Origin of the sequence: Legionella sp. D16C41 (assembly GCF_048541585.1) — a bacterium.
In the GTDB taxonomy this organism is placed as follows: Bacteria; Pseudomonadota; Gammaproteobacteria; order Legionellales; family Legionellaceae; genus Legionella_C.
The window spans coordinates 48,801-65,962 of record NZ_CP183304.1 but is presented as its reverse complement, the minus strand read 5'-3'; the positions used below and the strand labels follow the sequence as shown (position 1 = coordinate 65,962).

Genomic DNA, 17,162 nt, shown 5'->3' with positions numbered 1-17,162 from the left:
TATTGTCCATTATTGGTTGTTTTTTTTAATTTTACCGGAAGCCTTTCAAACGACATTTATTTGCCGGGTTTAATTACTATAGCAAAAAGTTTTTATACGTCTGAGTTTATGAGTCAGTTGACTGTATCTATGTGGTTCTTAGGAGCTGCTTTACCTCAGCCCTATTTTGGAATATTAGCCAATAGATATGGACCTAGGAAACTAATGATTGGAGGAAGCATATTATTTATTTTAGCTACCGCAGGTTGTGGTCTTGCTTGGAATATTTATTCTTTATTGACTTTTCGTTTCGGACAAGGAGCCGCGGTTGCAAGCGCAGCCATTGCAAGCTTAGCCATAGTTCAAGATCCCAATTATAGTTCTTTAGCGCGATTAAGGTTTATCACTTGGATTTATATTTCTGACGCTTTAACGCCGTTGTTAGGACCACTAGTCGGTAGTTTTCTAATTAGTGAATGGGGTTGGCGTAGCTCTTTTGCTTTATTGTTGATTTTAGGCATTATTTGTGCCAGTGGTCTCTATTATTTTTTACCTAGAAACAAGGATGGCTACACAAAAACTACCTGGAAAAGCTTTTATCAGCCTTCTTTTGGTCATCCCTATCTTTGGAAGCTAATAATACTTTTCATTAGCTTCTATGGCTCTGTGGTTGCTTATATTACAACAGCTCCTTTTATTATTATGGGTCAATTAAAGATTCCTATAAAATATTTTGGTATTACTCAGATTTTCCCATTCTTATTTTTTGTAGCTGGTGGTCTAACCCTTAGCTTACTCATGACACCTCAACGACAGAAAAAATTCTCTCACTTAGGTGTAGTAATTATGTTTATTAGTGTTTTAATTTTTTTAGCGATGAATATTTTTACTCAATACTTTACTCTTTCTTATTTTTTATTAGCTATCTCAACTTACCTATATGGGTTCTCTTTGACTAGCAATATCTTAGCTGCCAGTATTTTATCTATTAATTTAAATAAGGCGATGATTGCTGCTATATTCGGGGTTAGTCTCCCTTTAATTGCTGTCTTATCAAGCTTATTAACAGCCACTTTTTATAATAATAACTTATGGGGATTTAGTACTATTTTCATTGCTTTTTTCTTCATTGCTCTAATATTGTACATATACATTCTAAAATCTAAGCCAACTTTTCTTATACCAAACAATGATCCCCATTAGGTTAATTAATAACTTAGAAGTGATAATAATAGAATTACAACGATTATATTTTTCCGAAAGAGGATGCCAAATTATGTTAGATTTTAAGTAAATCAATCAAATTTTCTTTAAGGTTAATTGGGTGGCGTGGCTATTTCCTTAATAATTTTAACTTTTCTTCATTTTTTCTTAATTTTATTGTGCGATAATTTATCTATAGTAATATTAATTGCAGACTTGATATGCCTTTATCATTATCACAAAGAAATAAACTAGATGAAGATTATGATCTTTTAGAAAACCTTGTACTACCTGAAAATAAAACTTCCTGGCAAAACAATAAAGATAAAATCCTTGATTTTTGTGTTGCTGAGGATATTTATTTTTTAGACATTGGCTCTTTCCGTTCAGATAAGGCAGTTGCTCTCTTTAATAAGTTAATTAAATATATCTCTTTCTCTGAATCGCCTCCTAAAGAAAAATTACAACGCTGGAAAAGTAGATTCCAAGAAGAAAAAGAAAAAGCAGACTATGAATTCAGGCAGCTCCATGCTAGCGCTTATCTAAGTGTTGCCGATCAATATCATAAAAACAATCATGTTGTTAATCCTCAAACGCTACTAACCATTGAGGATATGTCTGATCTTTTAAAAAATCCTGACTTTATATCAGAAGAACTTAAGGTATCTCAACCTTTTTCGCTAACGCAGTCATCTGAGGCACAAGATGAGGAATTAAAAAAACTACTTCAGCAAAAGGTTAATATTTTTCTACCTGTTACCCATGACGGGCATTGGTTTTATCTTCTAAGAGATGAGGGCAGCTGGACTTTACACGACTCTCAACCTATCGCTTTACTTGACGATATTGAGAGTTTAACGCCACGGCAAGAATCAATGTTAACTGAGAGTAAAGTGTTGCTGACTCATTTGACAGGGGAAAAAGAGGTAGACATTCTTCTAGAAACTAGTGAACTGCAACCAGAAGATAATGACTATGAATGTGGTACACATGTCATTAATGCTTATCGCAAAGAAGTAGATGAACATTATGAAGCCCTTACGCATTCTGAAATTTTATGGGAATTACTTGAAACACAGCTTACAATTCAAGACTTTGAAGAAGTTCCTGAGAATGTACTAAATAAATCGACTTTAAATGAATTTTATGAATCAAGTGAAGAGCTAACAGTTGAAGAACAACACGTTGTTAATATTACGGTTTCCTCCCAAGGTATAGAACAAAAAGCTCAAGTATACGGCGATAATTTAAAAGAACTAATTAATCGCGTCAAAAAACTAGGGTTATTTAATCATATTGAAAATCCAATTGATATTTCACTAATTGATGCAGTTGAAGCCGATAATGGTGAAACAGACGAAGAGTTTGCAACAAGATTACAAGAAGCTGAGTATAGAAAAGCAGGCCTTAAGTAATTATTAAGGCTTTAACCACTCAAACTTAATCTGCTATATAGGAAACAATATTATCAGATTTAGTACGATGAACACCTAATAATTTTAGAATTTAGTTAAACTTATTCTTACTTTTATTCAAGACATAGTTTATAAAGTGTTTTGTTTCTTCTAAGTAATTAAACGAATGCTCTGGCTGCCAACTAAGCGCTTTTTTAATCAGCTCCTGCCAAGGGCCTGAAGTATTTTTTATTGCCCAGTTTGCGGAATCTGGTTTTGAAGATATCTTGTTCACTTCTAAAGTGTAAAGCGTCCTGCACATCGTTAAAATAGCAAATACTTGATAGTCATGTCTATTTAGCTTTTCTACATCAGCTAGCATAGGTTGCCAGTATTCAATTAAATTATGTTTAATAGCAAACTGTAAATCATTGCTTGTGATTTCTTTTATTAATTGTTTTATCTTAGGGCCAAAAATTGTAATTCCTTGTTCCCGCAAAATATATAACTCAATGATAAAATTGTTATTATATGCGGCTATGTACAGTTTTCCTTCGTTAAAGTAGGGCCTTGTCTCTTTGGGGTTAAAATTCATCAGTAAGGGCTTGGGAATATAAGAGGCTTCAATTTTTTGTGCATAAGGAATTTGACTTAAATATAATTGTTTATGCATGTTTTTAAGTTGTTGAATTATATTCTTAGGCAATGCGTTTTCAGTTATTACGTAACAATCAATATCGCTTGTTTTTTCGTTAAAATAATTAGTTGCAACTGAGCCACCTACGCATAATCCAACTAATTGATTGGCTAAAATTGATTGTAGGTTTAAGAGCAATAATTGTAAAAGATTGTTTATCATCGATTATACATTTTAAATTATTAGTTTTTCCTAATTTTAATAATAAAGGCATTATTGACCAATAAAAAATTTTTGTAACTTCAATTACATAAAAGAGTATAGATGTATAACTGAGTATCTCTTTATAATTAAAATTACTACTTATTCTCAATATATTGTCTATAATTAATACAATTAGTCTCAAATTAGTAATAAAAAATGGTAGATGTAGAGTCTTATAAAAAACAGTTAGATAAATTATTTAGTCATTACAAAAATACACGCACGAAAGAAAAAAAAGGGATTATTGATTATCTTCTAACCCAGCCAAAACCAAATAGCAAAACAATTCTTTTAAATCATAATGATTATCTGGCGCTTGCCTTCCATCCCAAGGTAATTGAAGCTCAGATAAATTCAATTAATACTCAAAAAAATAATATTATGATGTCTGGAGTATTTCTAAGTGTAGGAAGCTATCAATTTAATCTAGAGCACAGGCTTGCTGAGTATCTTGGAAAAGCGAAGGGATGTATATTACAGTCAGGCCTCTGCGCTAATATTAGTGTAGTTGAGGCGCTCACAGACATTAATACGACGGTATACATTGATCAAAGAGCACATGCTTCATTATGGTTTGGCTTGCGCCTCACTAGAGCAAAAGTAGTTCCCTTTCGTCATAATAATGTCACCGATTTGGAAAATAAAATTTTAAAATATGGAGCAGGTCCCATCTTTATTGATTCTATTTATAGTGCGCAAGGAACTATTGCTCCGATTGAGCGGATAGTCCAAATAAAAAAAGCTCATAATTGTTTTTTAGTAGTAGATGAATCGCATAGCTTAGGGTTATTTGGAGATAAAGGTTCCGGCCTTGTATCGCACCTTAATCTAACAGCAGAAGTAGACTGTATTACGGCAAGTTTATCAAAATCTTTTTGTACTCGTGCCGGAATAGTTTGCGGAAGTGACGATTTTATTCTTTTTATGAAAGAAAAATCAACCTCGATGATTTTTAGCTCGGCTATACCTAATTATGACATTGCCAGAATTGAGGCAATGTTAAATTTGATAATTTCATCGGAAGGAGATGTATTAAGAAACAAACTAAGATCATTGAGTACAAGTTTAAGGCAGTTATGCATTAAAGAAAAATACAAAATTTATAGCCAGGATATTCGCTCACCTATTGTTAGTGTTTTTTGTGGAGAAGAAAAGGATTGCCGTTCTTTACGAATGCAGTTTGATAAAAAAAATATATACCTTTCTCCTTTTTTTCAACCTGCTACTCCTCCCAAAGAAACATTGCTACGAATGACAGTTAATAGTGGAATATCCAGTATACAATTTGAGTATATTGCTGAAACGTTACATGCTATAAAGAGTTATTTTTCACAACGAAAAATAACTCACCCGGCTTTTTATTAGAGCAAACTAACTTTAAGAGGAATGTTAGTAAAGTTAGGGGAATATCTTTCTTCTTACGTGTAGAATTTTGAGCAGATTATATTGTTAGGTAAACAGACAGTATTTGATTTATACTAATATAGTATAGTTCCTGAAAATAAAGGAGAATGGAATGAATAAAGGATATATTGTAGGAATAACCCTGTTAAGTACTAGTGTGGCTTTTGCTGCAAGCACCACTACTACAACCGTTGATCCCACGACTGGAACTACTGTTCAATCGACTACTACCGATATTGATGGCTCTACAACCTCCGTAACCACGCCTACTACTACCATTGTTGAGCCCACCACTACTACTATTCAATCCACTACTACTAACGTTGATGGCACTACAACTTCCGTAACTACACCTGCTGATACTCAAGTAGTAGATACAACGGTTAATCCAAATGTGCAGGTAATTACTCCAGTAGATAATAATGTACAAGTTGTTGATGATAGAGTTAGCATTACCGGCCTTACTACGGCTCCTACGTTCTCGACAGTGGAGCTTCGTGACGGTGTGTATTATTTACCGCAAACTATTACGCCCGTAAATGGGTTTTATTTCCTAACTGTTGGCGAAACAGAACAAGTTTGTACTGTCAAAAAAATTAAAAAAATAAAAGTTCATAAAATATCGCCAATTACGACTAAGGTCTTGATAAGAAATAAGAGAGTTACTTTATATTGTTATGATAGAAATTATTTTAATTTTTAAGCTGAAAATACAAAGGTTAAGCACGTGTCGGGCTATGGCTATAGGCCCGACCTAAATAAACTAGCTAAGAGGTTTCTTTTTTCATTTCTAGCCCTGTGATGCTTACTGTAACTAGGAGTATTAACACCAAATGCTTAAGAAATAGTCAAAGAAAATTCTGCAAACCTACTATAATTGATTTCAATAAAGTTAAATAGCCCTTAATAAATGATTAACTATTTATTTTAATAAAAGGAATAACATGAAGCCTAAAGGAATAATATTATTAATTGGTGGAGCTGAGCAGAGAGTTGATGAAGCACCTTCTATTGAAGAAGACGAATCCAATTTTAATCCTTACGAAATATTTAAAGAAATATTAAAAGTAACCCCTTCTAAACACATCGTGTTTATTACTTCTGGTAAAGATTTACATAAAGAAACGAGAAAAAACTATACTAACGCTTTTAAGAAAATGGGTTTTAAAACCATTGACTTTATGTTTTTTGAAAATCGTGAGGAGGCAGAAAATAAAAAACACTTACAGAAAATAGAAAAGGCTGGGGTTGTTTTTTTTACAGGCGGTGATCAATTTTATCATGCAACCCTTTTAGGGGGTACAACTCTCATTAAAACAATCAAAGAAAAATATTTTAACACTAAAAATTTCATTATAGCCGGAACGAGTGCAGGTGCGATGGTTATACCCTCAGTCATGATAGCCTCAGGTGGACAGACAGAAGCTTTACTTCATGAAAATTTAGCTATTTCGTCCGGGTTTAGTTTGTTACCTGAGGCTATAGTCGATACCCATTTTATCAAGAGAGGACGATTTAGCCGTCTAGCACATGCTATTTTATTAAATCCAGAGAAATTAGGAATAGGGTTAGGCGAAGACAGCGCCGTACTAATCCGGCAAGGTAATGAGGCAGAATGTGTTGGCTCAGGCATGGTTATTATCATTGATGGGTCTGAAATAAGGCAAACCAATATAACTGAAGTTAAAGAGGGAGAGCCTATCTACTTAGCTAATGTTAGAGCCTATTTTATGGTTAGAAAGTGTAAGTTTTTATTAAAAGAGCATGAATTTATACCACCTAAATCATAGGCTTTTTAAGATATTAAAAACGAACTTTAAAAACTGTAAAACGCACTGATCGCCATGTTTTTCTATAAGCGGTAGTTGACTTGACCTATAAGCATTAAGAATGCACCTAATATTAATTAAACTCAGGTAATTTTGAAAAATAATTTTTTGCTTCTTGGTCAGTTTTGCATAGTACAATATAAAAACTTTCTATTTTAGACTGAATAAGATATACACATACTTTATAATTACCAGGCTCAATGTTAATGCACAGTCGGTTATTTTTTACATCTAGAAAACATGGATCGGCAACAGCTAGAGTTCCTGTAGGAATGCTAATAATGCCAATTTCGGTAGCATTCCAAATGTATTTATATTCTTTATCCAACAAAACAGGCTCAACTGAATTAATTATTCTAATTTGAATATTCAGTAGACCATCATAACCTGTACTGAAGACATATGATTGTGCTTCATTAATTAAAGCTAGGATATTCTTTTCAGAGTAATGATTGTAGGCCTTAATTATATTAGTTAAATAGTAAGGATCGCCAATAGCAACAGTGCTAGTTTCAGTATTTATTGTTCCTGATTTTTTTTTGCTGATTTTAGCGCTTGTAAAACCTTTCAAATCTAACCATTTTGCTATCATTTTTGATAAAGTACGTTTAAAACGAGGAACATCATGTATTAGATTGACTTGCTTTAATACATCTATATAAAATTCTAGCTGATGCAATTCAGTAATATTTTTTTTAAACAGTTCGCAAATATTATGTGCTAATGTTCGCATTAACTTAAATCGAATTTTTATACCTAATGATTGGAGGCTTTCCCACTCTTGTTTAATTTCATTATAATTTTGTTTTTTAACTGACCTATCTAGTGTCATTTTATTTAGACTTAATATAGTAACGTTGCTGGCAATTTCACTTCTCTTTAGGCTTGACTCATAATTGGCGTAATAAGCCCATTCTCTTTAAAAATATATCGTATCAAATTTTGTCTAAAATTAAACAATTAAAACCTTAGTCCCAGGGTTGGCCTTTATCCAATTAGCCAAATATTCAATGTAGTTATTTTTGCCAACAGCAATACATCCAAGCGTTGAGCTTGGTAAATTATTTAACCAATTAAACCTACTAGATAATTGAGCTGGTCCATGAATCCCTACATCTCTACCCGTATACCCTGCAGCAACTTGTTTTGGAGTTGGATAAAGAATTGGAATAAAAATTTTAAATTGATTAGATTTTCTTGGATAAGCTAGCCCATATAAACCAAGTGGCGTTTTATTATCACCTGCCTGTTTTTTACCGACTCCCTTATATCCTAAAGCCACTTTAAAAGATTTAATGACGGTACCTTTTTTACAAATATTTAAAATTTGCTCTCTGGTATTTACATTGATTCCGTTTAGTAAGGGACAAGTTATAGTGCTAGCAAATAAAGTAGCAGGAAAAAATATCAAAATTAGTAAAATTGCCTTTATTCTCATAAAACAGACAAATATTATTATAAGTAGTCAATAATTATTCCATAATATGGCTTCTATGCAAACTAAATTCTTTTTAAAAATAGAGTTATTATTAAACAATTTAAGTTACCTAAGTACCCCTTTACAAAAAAACCTTTAATCTAATAATCGATTATTATCTATTAATTAAGGTTGTACCAACATTTGCTATCTATAATTATCTCAATTACCGCCTATAGTTTAACTTGACCCTTGTGCTGATTCAAAGATAAAGTTGTGAGCGAAAAACACTTTCAAGTTTTAATATGGATGTTATGAAGAAGTATATAATTCTTACTTTTAGCTTTCTAATTTCTTTTTCACTACACGCATCATTTATCGAAGCTACTATGGGGACTGCTGTAGTTAATGATGCGACATCTACTTATCATAATCCAGCGGCAATGTTTCTTTTAAAAAAGCCAGAGCTAGTTGCTCTAGGAACTAAAGCAATATCTCATCAAACCTTTAGAGGGCAGACGATAGTAAATAAAACTATTCAATCTGGCATTGCAAGAGAGCATACAGATTATAAGCTTCCCTCTCTTTATTTTGTTATACCTATTAAAAATAGCCTGCGACTTGGCTTTGCAACATTAGTTGATAACTTTAGCTCAGATAATGACGAGCCCTCCGTTTTGCGTTATATACAGGCAAATAATCATATTAAAAATATTGATTACTTAACCAGTATTGGCTTTAAAATAAAAGAGCATTTCTTTATTGGCGGTGGATTAAATTACTCTTCGGCTAGGTTTGTTTCAGACCCGATTATTGGATTTCCTAACAGTGATATGCCTGATAGCCAAAGTCATAATGTTAGCAAGGCGCAGCAATTTGGTTTTAATGTTGGTTTTATGAGCAATTTTTTTAAATCAACTTTAATTGGATTTAATTATAGAAGTGTTATGCCCTATCAATTTTATGGTAAAAGCTATTTTTTAGGTCCCCCTCCTCTAGTTTCTCCTCATTATCACTTTAATTTCTGGACACCTGCAAAAAGTGTTTTGACTTTAAGTCATGCAATTAGTCAAGATGTTCGTTTTATTGGTACGGTTCAACTAATAAATTGGCATATTTTTAAAACGATAACGCTCAATAACCTTGCAACTAGAATAGGTAGTAAGTCTGTCATAATTCCTGCTGCCAATGTCCCCTACCATTTTCACGATAGTTTTATTGTGACATTAGGCGCAATTAGATCTTTTTCTTCAAAATTTATTTTGCGAGTAGCAGGAAATTATTTACAGTCACCAGGAAATTCAAAGTATCGTATAACAACGGGTGATAGTTTTATTATTGGCTCCTCTGTAGGATATAAGTTTAATGACTATTTGACTATGGATATTGGTTATTCACATGCCTTTATTAAGGATAAATTTAGCAATATTGTATCAAGAATTAATCAAATAACAGGAACTAATAGCGCCTATCGCGATGCTATCTCTTTGAAATTTACCTTAATTAGTGATTACAAAAACTAATCTAAGATGAAACTAATAGTGGATTAATAAAATCGGTTTCTCCTTTTCTCTATTTTTACTATAGAGAAGCTATTTTGATGTGAAATTGATTTATAGCAAGATGTTAGATAGAGTAAGTGATTTAAATTTCAACCAACCTCGTGAAAGTCTAACTATACAAGGATTTATAAGCAATGGAAATGTGTAATAATCAAAGCAAATTTCTTATTATTATTCTAAAAATTATTGTTTCATTTTCTTTAGTTAATCAATCTTATGCAGGTTATTTTAAGCTACATAATTTGATGTCAAGTGCACAAAAAAATATACCTAATAATTTTATTTTGAGTGATAAAACGCTCACTTTAGAATATTCAGAGAAAGGCACAGGCCGTGTAGTAAATACGCAATTTGCTAATACAGGCGGCATGGCTGGTTGTGGTATAAGTTCAACACTCATGCAATATATGTATCAAAATGCTAGCCCTAATTTAGGTAATAATTACATTGCATTAAATGTATACAGTCAGATCATGGGTTTTAACCCCCTTGCACCTTTTTGGGATAATCCAGAAGGACAAGTCAAAGGATATTTAACACAAAGTACCGCGCCTAACAATATTGCTTATCCGTATACGCCTTATCATCGTGTTATTCCTGGATTATATCCAGCTTATTTAGGATTATATAACAATGGGTTAAATTGTGGGCGTTGGGTGCAAGCTAATTTTGATACACAATTTTGTAATGATCGAACCACTTCAACAGGGATAAGCAAATTTTGCCCCGCAGTTCCGCTTAATTATTCTGGGCAAGTGCTACAAGCTTATGTATTTGATAGTTGCGAGGATAATAATGGTTGGTGTCGTGATGATGAAGCGCACATTGACGTTGATAGTGCAGTTATCAATGCTAATTATTACCTTGAGTGGTCATTTATTAAAAACCCTTACTATTCTAATACTAATGCACCTGCCTCATTAAAAGATATCTGGCTAGCCTGGTTTGGTGAAGCGTCACCTTATTGGAGTTATATCGCTATTTTAAATGCTGAAAATGGTGTATCAAATGTTCAGTATAATATTGGTGGTATAGGCAGTCCAACATGGATAAATTCTCATGTGTTGGCAGGAGATAATAATGTTACTTGGTCATCAACAAGCAATAATGGCCAACTGTGGCAAATTGAACCTATCAACTCCTTAATCGATTCTGGGCCTTCCTCTAATCCTTTATATCAAATAAGACTATTTGATTATTTAGGCTACCCGGCCAATCATGGAGCAATTTATCAATTTAATCTTTTCTTTGCAGATAATACGCTTGGTAAAGTTGTAGATGGTTATTATTTCTTTTACCAAGGAGGCTCTACTGTTAAATCGGGCTCTCAAGCACAGAATATGACCATATTGCCAGCACCAAAAGGAAATGGGACATTGGTAATAAACTTTAATAAATTACTTCCTCCAGAAGTTAGCTTAGATGCTACGCAAGCTAATTATTTGCGTCCTGTTTTGATTTCTACGGATGGATACAGTTGGGAGCCAACTACTTGCACTAACACAAAATGTACTTATAGAAATTTACCCACTTCATCATCTTTCTTTGTATTTGCCCATGCGATCAATGATGTTTCTAATGATTTAACTTTAAGAAAAGTAAATGATGTTTCTATTCATTCAGCAAGCATTAGTTTTCCAGCAGGATTAAAGTTAATCAGCTATACATTAGTGGCAAATGATATTAATTTAAGTACCTTATACTCTGCCAGGGTACAGATACCTTTACAATTTACCAGTACAACTAGCAGGTCAATTAATGCTAATTTGCAAGCTTTGTTTGTTCCAGATAATAGCAAGAATGCTAGCGGAAATATTTCTGCTCAAACGCAAGGATGTTTTCTAAACAATTATTTGAATGCTTCTCCAAATCCAAATCTCTTTAATAATACAACAACCTGTACCATCTTTTACACGGTTAATAAGCAAAAGAATTTTTCTTCTGCTTCGCCATCGGCATTTTTTAACGTCGTATTACCAAAAGCTGTTGGTGTGTCACCAGTTAGCTACGCGTTAACTAGTGCTTATAATCAACCTGTTAAAGTAACAGGATATAATCCTACGCAAAGTACGTTGCCTATAGCACAAACTATACCTACGGCGAGTTATACAACTAGCTCTAGTGACGCTCGTTCGCTTTATCTTATTCTAGACCCACAATCTGATCCTGAATGCTTAAAGGCTTTAGCAAGTGTTAATGTCAATATTGGAACGACAACGCCTCTTACTTTAACCGCTGCTGGCGTTCCTTTAGAAATACAAATAGCAAGTTCTATAAGCCTATTATCTACTTCAGTTAAGCTATCTAATAACGCGATAAGTTGCGAGGCCATGCCCGCTATAGTGCCGAATAGCTCAGTACCTCTTCAACCTGGCATTGATGTGGTAGAGGTAATAAAATTGACAAAAGTGCCTGTAAGCGCTCCTCCAAAAGCACAAGGTATTACTGCCATCGTAGCAGGCGATGCTGAATGCTTAGGCGGTAAAGACACGCTTTTATTTTTAGCCAACAATAATGTCGTGACTTCTGTTTTATATACGTTAAGCGCAACGCCTGTGGAGCTTTCAGTTGGAGCACCTTTAAACACGTATACTATCTCAGATAAACCGTTTGATGTTGTAGGCGGCCAATGCCAACTTGCAAGTTCACCAAGCGTGGTTTTAGTTGCAGATACTTATGTGCCAGTAAATTTAAACTATAAATTTACTAGTTCTCCTGGTACATCCTGTACTGTTTCCGTACAAGAACCAGCTTCTTGGCCAACTGGCTGTAATATTCAAATGACATTAAATAGCAATTTTCCGTTATCGAATATCACATTATCATGGCCTCTGATTCAAGGAAATTGGAGTAATGTGCAAGTTTGGATGGGAACATTAAATATACCGGCGACTGGTAATATTTCATGGACATTACCTAGTTGGATAAATGGTCAAGGTTCTATAGTAGGTATGACAGTGAACAATGATACTAATCCTGGAATTTGTAGCGCTTTTAATGATCAAAATAACAAAATCAAAGTAAGTTGCTCAGGAGTCATTGGCTAAAAAATTATAGTTAACTTTTAAAGGCAGCTATAATATAAGCTGCCTTATTTATATTTAAAGATGATTACATAATTTATCTAAGAACTAAGATTAAGTTTTTTTATTACAGCGCTTCTAACTCTTCCTGGACTTATTTTGTAATTTCGAAGACTTATTTACATTTTTGTTTAATTTCTCTGCTTTATCATGGGCTGCGTCAGGATGCACACGGTTGTGTTCATCTTTACGCCGAGCATCTTGCGATTCATTTTTAAAATCTTTATTATGGGTCATTTTAATACTCCCTTATTAAATAAATTTCTCCAGAGCTTAATTTAAAGTTAGATTCATTTTTCTTAAAATACAAATTAGAATTTATAATAGTCTATTATTAACATAGCTCTACTAATTTACATATGGTTTATTCATTAACACTAAGTGTGCTACCAATTAGTTAATTACACTACTAAATTACAGTATTAATGAGACTTAGTTAGTCTTGTTAAAAGAATGTAAATTAATAAAAATGAACTTGAAATAGTCTCATGCATGATGTAAATCTAAGCCTAGCCTCTATAACTTAACGCCTTTTAAAAATAGACTATTATTTTAATAAACAAAAAATACAAAAACTTAAAATGACAACTAATATGAAAAATCAATTAACAGATCTAATCGTAGATAGGTTAAATGAAAATAAAGAGGATTTAAGACAGCAGTTTTCTCTTGAGCATACTATAAAAGTTGCTCGCTACTTTATACTAGATAATCTTCTTCCAACTGAAATTGCTGAAAAAATATATGCAAGCTTCCCTAAACCAAGCCAAATGCATCTTTTAAGTATTTATAGAAACTTAAAATTAAAATATAGCCATTTACGAGAAGTTCCTAGTCTATTGCAAGATATTAATTTTGCAATTCAAGACCCCAGAGTTGTTGCTGTGATTGAAGAAATAACTGGGATTAAAAAGCAAATTCCTGATCCAACAGAATATGCTGGTGGTATTAGCACGTTACTTAAAGGATATTATATTAATCCTCATTTAGATCTTTCGCATGATGTGCATGGAAAAAATTATCGAACGGTAAATGTACTTTATTATGTATCTCCTAATTGGCAGCTTGAAAATGGTGGCAATCTTGAGCTGTGGGATAGCTCAATCAAAAATTGCATAACTATCCCTAATCTCTTTAATCGATTATTTGTGATGGAAACAAATCGGATATCTTGGCATGCTGTAAATAAAGTGCTATGTGATGCACCTCGGTGTTGCGTGTTTAACTATTTTTTCTCTCCGCAATCTCCTGAAGGAGAGGATTATTTTTTCAAGAAGACCTCCTATAGAGCACGGCCAGAACAAAAAATTCGACGAGCACTTGAATCTGTCAAGAATATATTCAAACGAAGGTAGTGTATAAAGCTATCTAAATAAACCGGTACTTAAAAATAAATTTGCTCTAATTTTTCTGAATTATTTTAGTAATCATCATACTAATTTTTGAAAACTTGTATTAAAAATATTAATAATCAAGCCAGGTTGAATCAATAAGTTGTTCATCTAATGCTTTTCCTGGAGCACAATCTGCTGAAAAATAACTATCATGACGCTTTAAGTAAACTTGTTTATAGTAATCTATAGCGTTTCTTTTAGCAGTCATTTCGGGTATACCAAGTAACCTCGCGGTTCGAAAATTTCTTTGCACTGCTTGGCATTCTGTTTTTGCTTCATTATCTTCTCCTCTTACATGCATGCTTTCATGTGTTAATACATTTAGACTAATAAGTTCTTCTATAGAAGCTTGATTAGGATGCTTGATATAGTCCATTAGTAGTGAACATCTAGGATATTGTATAACAATATATCCTTTTTTAAGTTCTGCATGACCTGCAACACCTACATCTTCATCAAATAGAGTATCAAATAAAGTATTACAATGAACTTTAGCCATAGGATTTTGTGATAGCTGGCGTGCGATAATAGTTAGGTGGTGTTGAAAGTACCACCGATGTAGAGGTGGCCAGGAACAAGCCAGAGCAAGGATAAATAATAGCGTAAGATATGCCTTGCTAGTAGGTATTGAAACGGCTTGCTTAAATCCATAAAAATTAAGTATAGGGTTTTTTATTTCCCGATAAATTAGCCACCAAAAAAATAAAGCAAGTGCAATCCATAACATAGCTATCTCTTTAAAGATAGAAAACTTAAGAGTCTATGTTATAGGTAAAATTCGATATCGGCTAAGAAATTTTTATTACTCATTAAGAGCTTTCTCTATGGTTTTTATTAGTCTTGGAGAGTCTGGCTTAGTCGTTGAGTAATAAAACGTAATTAACTCACCTTTTCGATTAATAAGATATTTATGAAAGTTCCATTTCGGAGAACTTCCGAAGCCTAGTTTTTGTTTAGCCCAACGATAGAAAGGATGTGCTTGTTTACCGGAAACCGTTTCTTTAGCTGTCATTGGAAAAGAGACACCATAGTTTATATGACAAAAATCAGCAATATTTTGTTCTGAGCCGGGCTCTTGGCCACCAAAATCATTTGAAGGCACGCCAAGGATTACCAATCCTTTATTTCTATATTCTTGATAGAGTTTTTCTAAACCCGCATATTGAGGTGTAAAGCCACATTTTGAAGCTGTGTTGACGATGAGTAACACTTTTCCTTTAAATTGAGTGAGGGGTAAAGGCTGATGCCCAACCAATGAATTAAAGGAATAATCATAGGCATTATTGTATGGCTTGTTTATATTATTTGCTGAGGAAGTATTAGTACTCATTAATAAACACCCTATTAAGATTAAAATTTTATGCATTTAGTATATCCATAAGCTATCCATTATTTTAAGTATTATTGTTACTATTAAACAGCTATTAATCTTACATCAAAAAAATTTAAAGAAGTGGAGAATAATCTTTAATCTATTGTTGGAAGAAAAAAATTTCAAGGTTTAATACGTTATATATTTTATTAAAATAGTTTTTTATTATGGCCATTAAAAATTTTGCTATGCAAAACAGAACTAGTCAATTGCATCAATGCGGCAGACATTGGGGAGAGAATGTTAATTTAGGTACGGAGAGTAGCTATATTGGCTCTACTGATTGGTATGAAACAGCTGTATCAGGAGTTCTTGGCTTAGATGGTAATCACCCAGGAAAAGGTCCAGGAATAATTTTAAAAGACATTGAACATCAAAATATAAATATTCTTTGGACAGAAGGTCTATTGGGTTGTATGTGTCTTGCTATAACAGGCACAGATGAAGAAGGAAAATTAGATGTGTTCTTTAGTCATGCAAGACATTATGATAAAGAAACAGCCGCAACTGATAAAGACAATCCAATTTACTTAGCAAAGCAATTTGTAGCTACTCATGAACAAATACGAGTTTTTTGGGGTACTGATTTTTTTGTAGGTAATAATCCTCTTTCTAGTCAAGCTATACGTGATAGCGCTCAACAGAAATTAAGTAATGACCTAGGGTGCTGGGTTCGAGATAATGATTGTATACCTGCTAGTAAGTTAGTTTTTTTTCCTAAATTGGGGATTTTACGGTCTGGAAAACCAGCAGATGTACAACAAGAATTGAGTATTGATGAAGATTTAAAAGATAAGATTGAATTTTCAAAAAGTAAATGTTTAAGTAAATTTATACCAGATTTAGAGCTCATTAAAAAAATTGAATTGCAGTTAGCTAATTTAATAATACAGAGGAATTCACTTTTTAGATTATGGCATCAAGATGGGCTGCGTAGTAATAAAATTTTAGTTTTACAAAAAGTATTAGCTGCTTATCAAGTAGGCAATATTAATGTATTAAGGTATTTTGCATGTCATGCTCAAAAGAAAACCTCGCCTTTTATCGATTTAGAAGGCGCAAATGTTTGGTATGCTAGGGAAAAAAGTAATACAGCACAATTAGTGCAAGAGGCGTTTAAAGATGCTCATACAAAGATTTATAGTATGGGGACGAAAGGTTGTGGCCTTAGAAGTGACGGAAATGATATTTATAATCTTAGTGAATTTAAAAGGATAACTGAGAAAAGTAACTTGACACTATAATACTCAGTAGCTAGTAACTCCTATTAAATTTATTTTCTATTAAATTTGCGCATTTATTAGACTTAAGAGTAAATTTGAAACAGCTGTCTTGACCTATTATATTTCGATCTTTAAGCTAAATATAATTGATAATTATTTAAATAATTCTTGATAAAAGTATTTTTTCTTAATTGTAATATAAAGTAAGTTTGCGCTTATATTTAAGCGTTGAGATCGATGAAGATAATGCTGAAAGTAGAGACCTATAAAATAAAGAAATGCAGCAGAAATAATAATGTGCCTACGTCCATAATAAGTTGCTAAAGAACCGATAATGAATTGACCTACCGCGATTAAGCATAAATACATAAAGGCTTGCTTGCATCAAACTTAAGGAGATA

Annotated in this window: 16 protein-coding genes; 9 read left to right on the top strand and 7 right to left on the bottom strand. The window is 32.9% G+C overall.

Features of this window, described 5'->3' with window-relative positions; translation table 11 throughout:
* Positions 1-12: 12 nt before the first annotated feature.
* Positions 13-1,182 carry an MFS transporter gene (locus tag ACNVED_RS14995; RefSeq protein ID WP_419421367.1) on the top strand — a complete coding sequence of 390 codons (1,170 nt, stop codon included), beginning with the start codon at positions 13-15 and terminating at the stop codon, positions 1,180-1,182.
* 221 nt (positions 1,183-1,403) lie between these two features.
* A complete protein-coding gene (locus ACNVED_RS14990) occupies positions 1,404-2,597 on the top strand; it encodes a hypothetical protein (protein WP_419421366.1) in 1,194 nt (397 codons plus the stop codon).
* Between the two features lie 91 nt (positions 2,598-2,688).
* On the opposite strand, the gene ACNVED_RS14985 is transcribed toward ACNVED_RS14990, so the two are convergent.
* Positions 2,689-3,435, bottom strand: coding sequence for an aminoglycoside adenylyltransferase domain-containing protein (locus ACNVED_RS14985; RefSeq protein WP_419421365.1), 747 nt, complete (start codon positions 3,433-3,435; stop codon positions 2,689-2,691).
* Positions 3,436-3,633: 198 nt separating this feature from the next.
* Between ACNVED_RS14985 and ACNVED_RS14980 the strand changes: the two genes are divergently transcribed.
* From ACNVED_RS14980 to ACNVED_RS14970, 3 genes are all read left to right on the top strand, one after another.
* On the top strand, positions 3,634-4,842 hold the full coding sequence (locus tag ACNVED_RS14980; RefSeq protein WP_419421364.1) for an aminotransferase class I/II-fold pyridoxal phosphate-dependent enzyme: 1,209 nt from the start codon (positions 3,634-3,636) through the stop codon (positions 4,840-4,842).
* 151 nt (positions 4,843-4,993) lie between these two features.
* A complete protein-coding gene (locus ACNVED_RS14975; protein ID WP_419421363.1) occupies positions 4,994-5,584 on the top strand; it encodes a hypothetical protein in 591 nt (196 codons plus the stop codon).
* Positions 5,585-5,825: 241 nt separating this feature from the next.
* Positions 5,826-6,671 (top strand): cyanophycinase, encoded by an 846-nt coding sequence (locus ACNVED_RS14970; protein ID WP_419421362.1) that lies wholly within the window; start codon positions 5,826-5,828, stop codon positions 6,669-6,671.
* A gap of 112 nt (positions 6,672-6,783) precedes the next feature.
* Here the strand turns inward: ACNVED_RS14970 and ACNVED_RS14965 are convergent, their stop codons facing one another.
* A complete protein-coding gene (locus ACNVED_RS14965) occupies positions 6,784-7,542 on the bottom strand; it encodes a hypothetical protein (RefSeq protein ID WP_419421361.1) in 759 nt (252 codons plus the stop codon).
* Positions 7,543-7,662: 120 nt separating this feature from the next.
* A complete protein-coding gene (locus ACNVED_RS14960) occupies positions 7,663-8,148 on the bottom strand; it encodes a L,D-transpeptidase family protein (RefSeq protein WP_419421360.1) in 486 nt (161 codons plus the stop codon).
* 293 nt (positions 8,149-8,441) lie between these two features.
* Here ACNVED_RS14960 and ACNVED_RS14955 point away from each other — a divergent pair, with 293 nt between their 5' ends.
* A complete protein-coding gene (locus ACNVED_RS14955) occupies positions 8,442-9,650 on the top strand; it encodes an OmpP1/FadL family transporter (RefSeq protein WP_419421359.1) in 1,209 nt (402 codons plus the stop codon).
* Between the two features lie 173 nt (positions 9,651-9,823).
* Positions 9,824-12,736 carry a hypothetical protein gene (locus ACNVED_RS14950; protein WP_419421358.1) on the top strand — a complete coding sequence of 971 codons (2,913 nt, stop codon included), beginning with the start codon at positions 9,824-9,826 and terminating at the stop codon, positions 12,734-12,736.
* Positions 12,737-12,850: 114 nt separating this feature from the next.
* On the opposite strand, the gene ACNVED_RS14945 is transcribed toward ACNVED_RS14950, so the two are convergent.
* Positions 12,851-13,009 carry a hypothetical protein gene (locus ACNVED_RS14945; RefSeq protein ID WP_419421357.1) on the bottom strand — a complete coding sequence of 53 codons (159 nt, stop codon included), beginning with the start codon at positions 13,007-13,009 and terminating at the stop codon, positions 12,851-12,853.
* 356 nt (positions 13,010-13,365) lie between these two features.
* Between ACNVED_RS14945 and ACNVED_RS14940 the strand changes: the two genes are divergently transcribed.
* The gene (locus ACNVED_RS14940; RefSeq protein ID WP_419421356.1) at positions 13,366-14,127 is read left to right on the top strand and encodes a 2OG-Fe(II) oxygenase; all 762 of its coding nucleotides are present in this window, start codon (positions 13,366-13,368) and stop codon (positions 14,125-14,127) included.
* 109 nt (positions 14,128-14,236) lie between these two features.
* Here ACNVED_RS14940 and ACNVED_RS14935 read toward each other — a convergent pair whose 3' ends face one another.
* A complete protein-coding gene (locus tag ACNVED_RS14935) occupies positions 14,237-14,893 on the bottom strand; it encodes a hypothetical protein (protein ID WP_419421355.1) in 657 nt (218 codons plus the stop codon).
* A gap of 75 nt (positions 14,894-14,968) precedes the next feature.
* Positions 14,969-15,496, bottom strand: coding sequence for a glutathione peroxidase (locus tag ACNVED_RS14930; protein ID WP_419421354.1), 528 nt, complete (start codon positions 15,494-15,496; stop codon positions 14,969-14,971).
* 209 nt (positions 15,497-15,705) lie between these two features.
* Here ACNVED_RS14930 and ACNVED_RS14925 point away from each other — a divergent pair, with 209 nt between their 5' ends.
* On the top strand, positions 15,706-16,782 hold the full coding sequence (locus ACNVED_RS14925) for a hypothetical protein (RefSeq protein WP_419421353.1): 1,077 nt from the start codon (positions 15,706-15,708) through the stop codon (positions 16,780-16,782).
* Positions 16,783-16,914: 132 nt separating this feature from the next.
* Here ACNVED_RS14925 and ACNVED_RS14920 read toward each other — a convergent pair whose 3' ends face one another.
* Positions 16,915-17,130 carry an MFS transporter gene (locus ACNVED_RS14920; protein ID WP_419421352.1) on the bottom strand — a complete coding sequence of 72 codons (216 nt, stop codon included), beginning with the start codon at positions 17,128-17,130 and terminating at the stop codon, positions 16,915-16,917.
* Between the last annotated feature and the right edge of the window lie 32 nt (positions 17,131-17,162).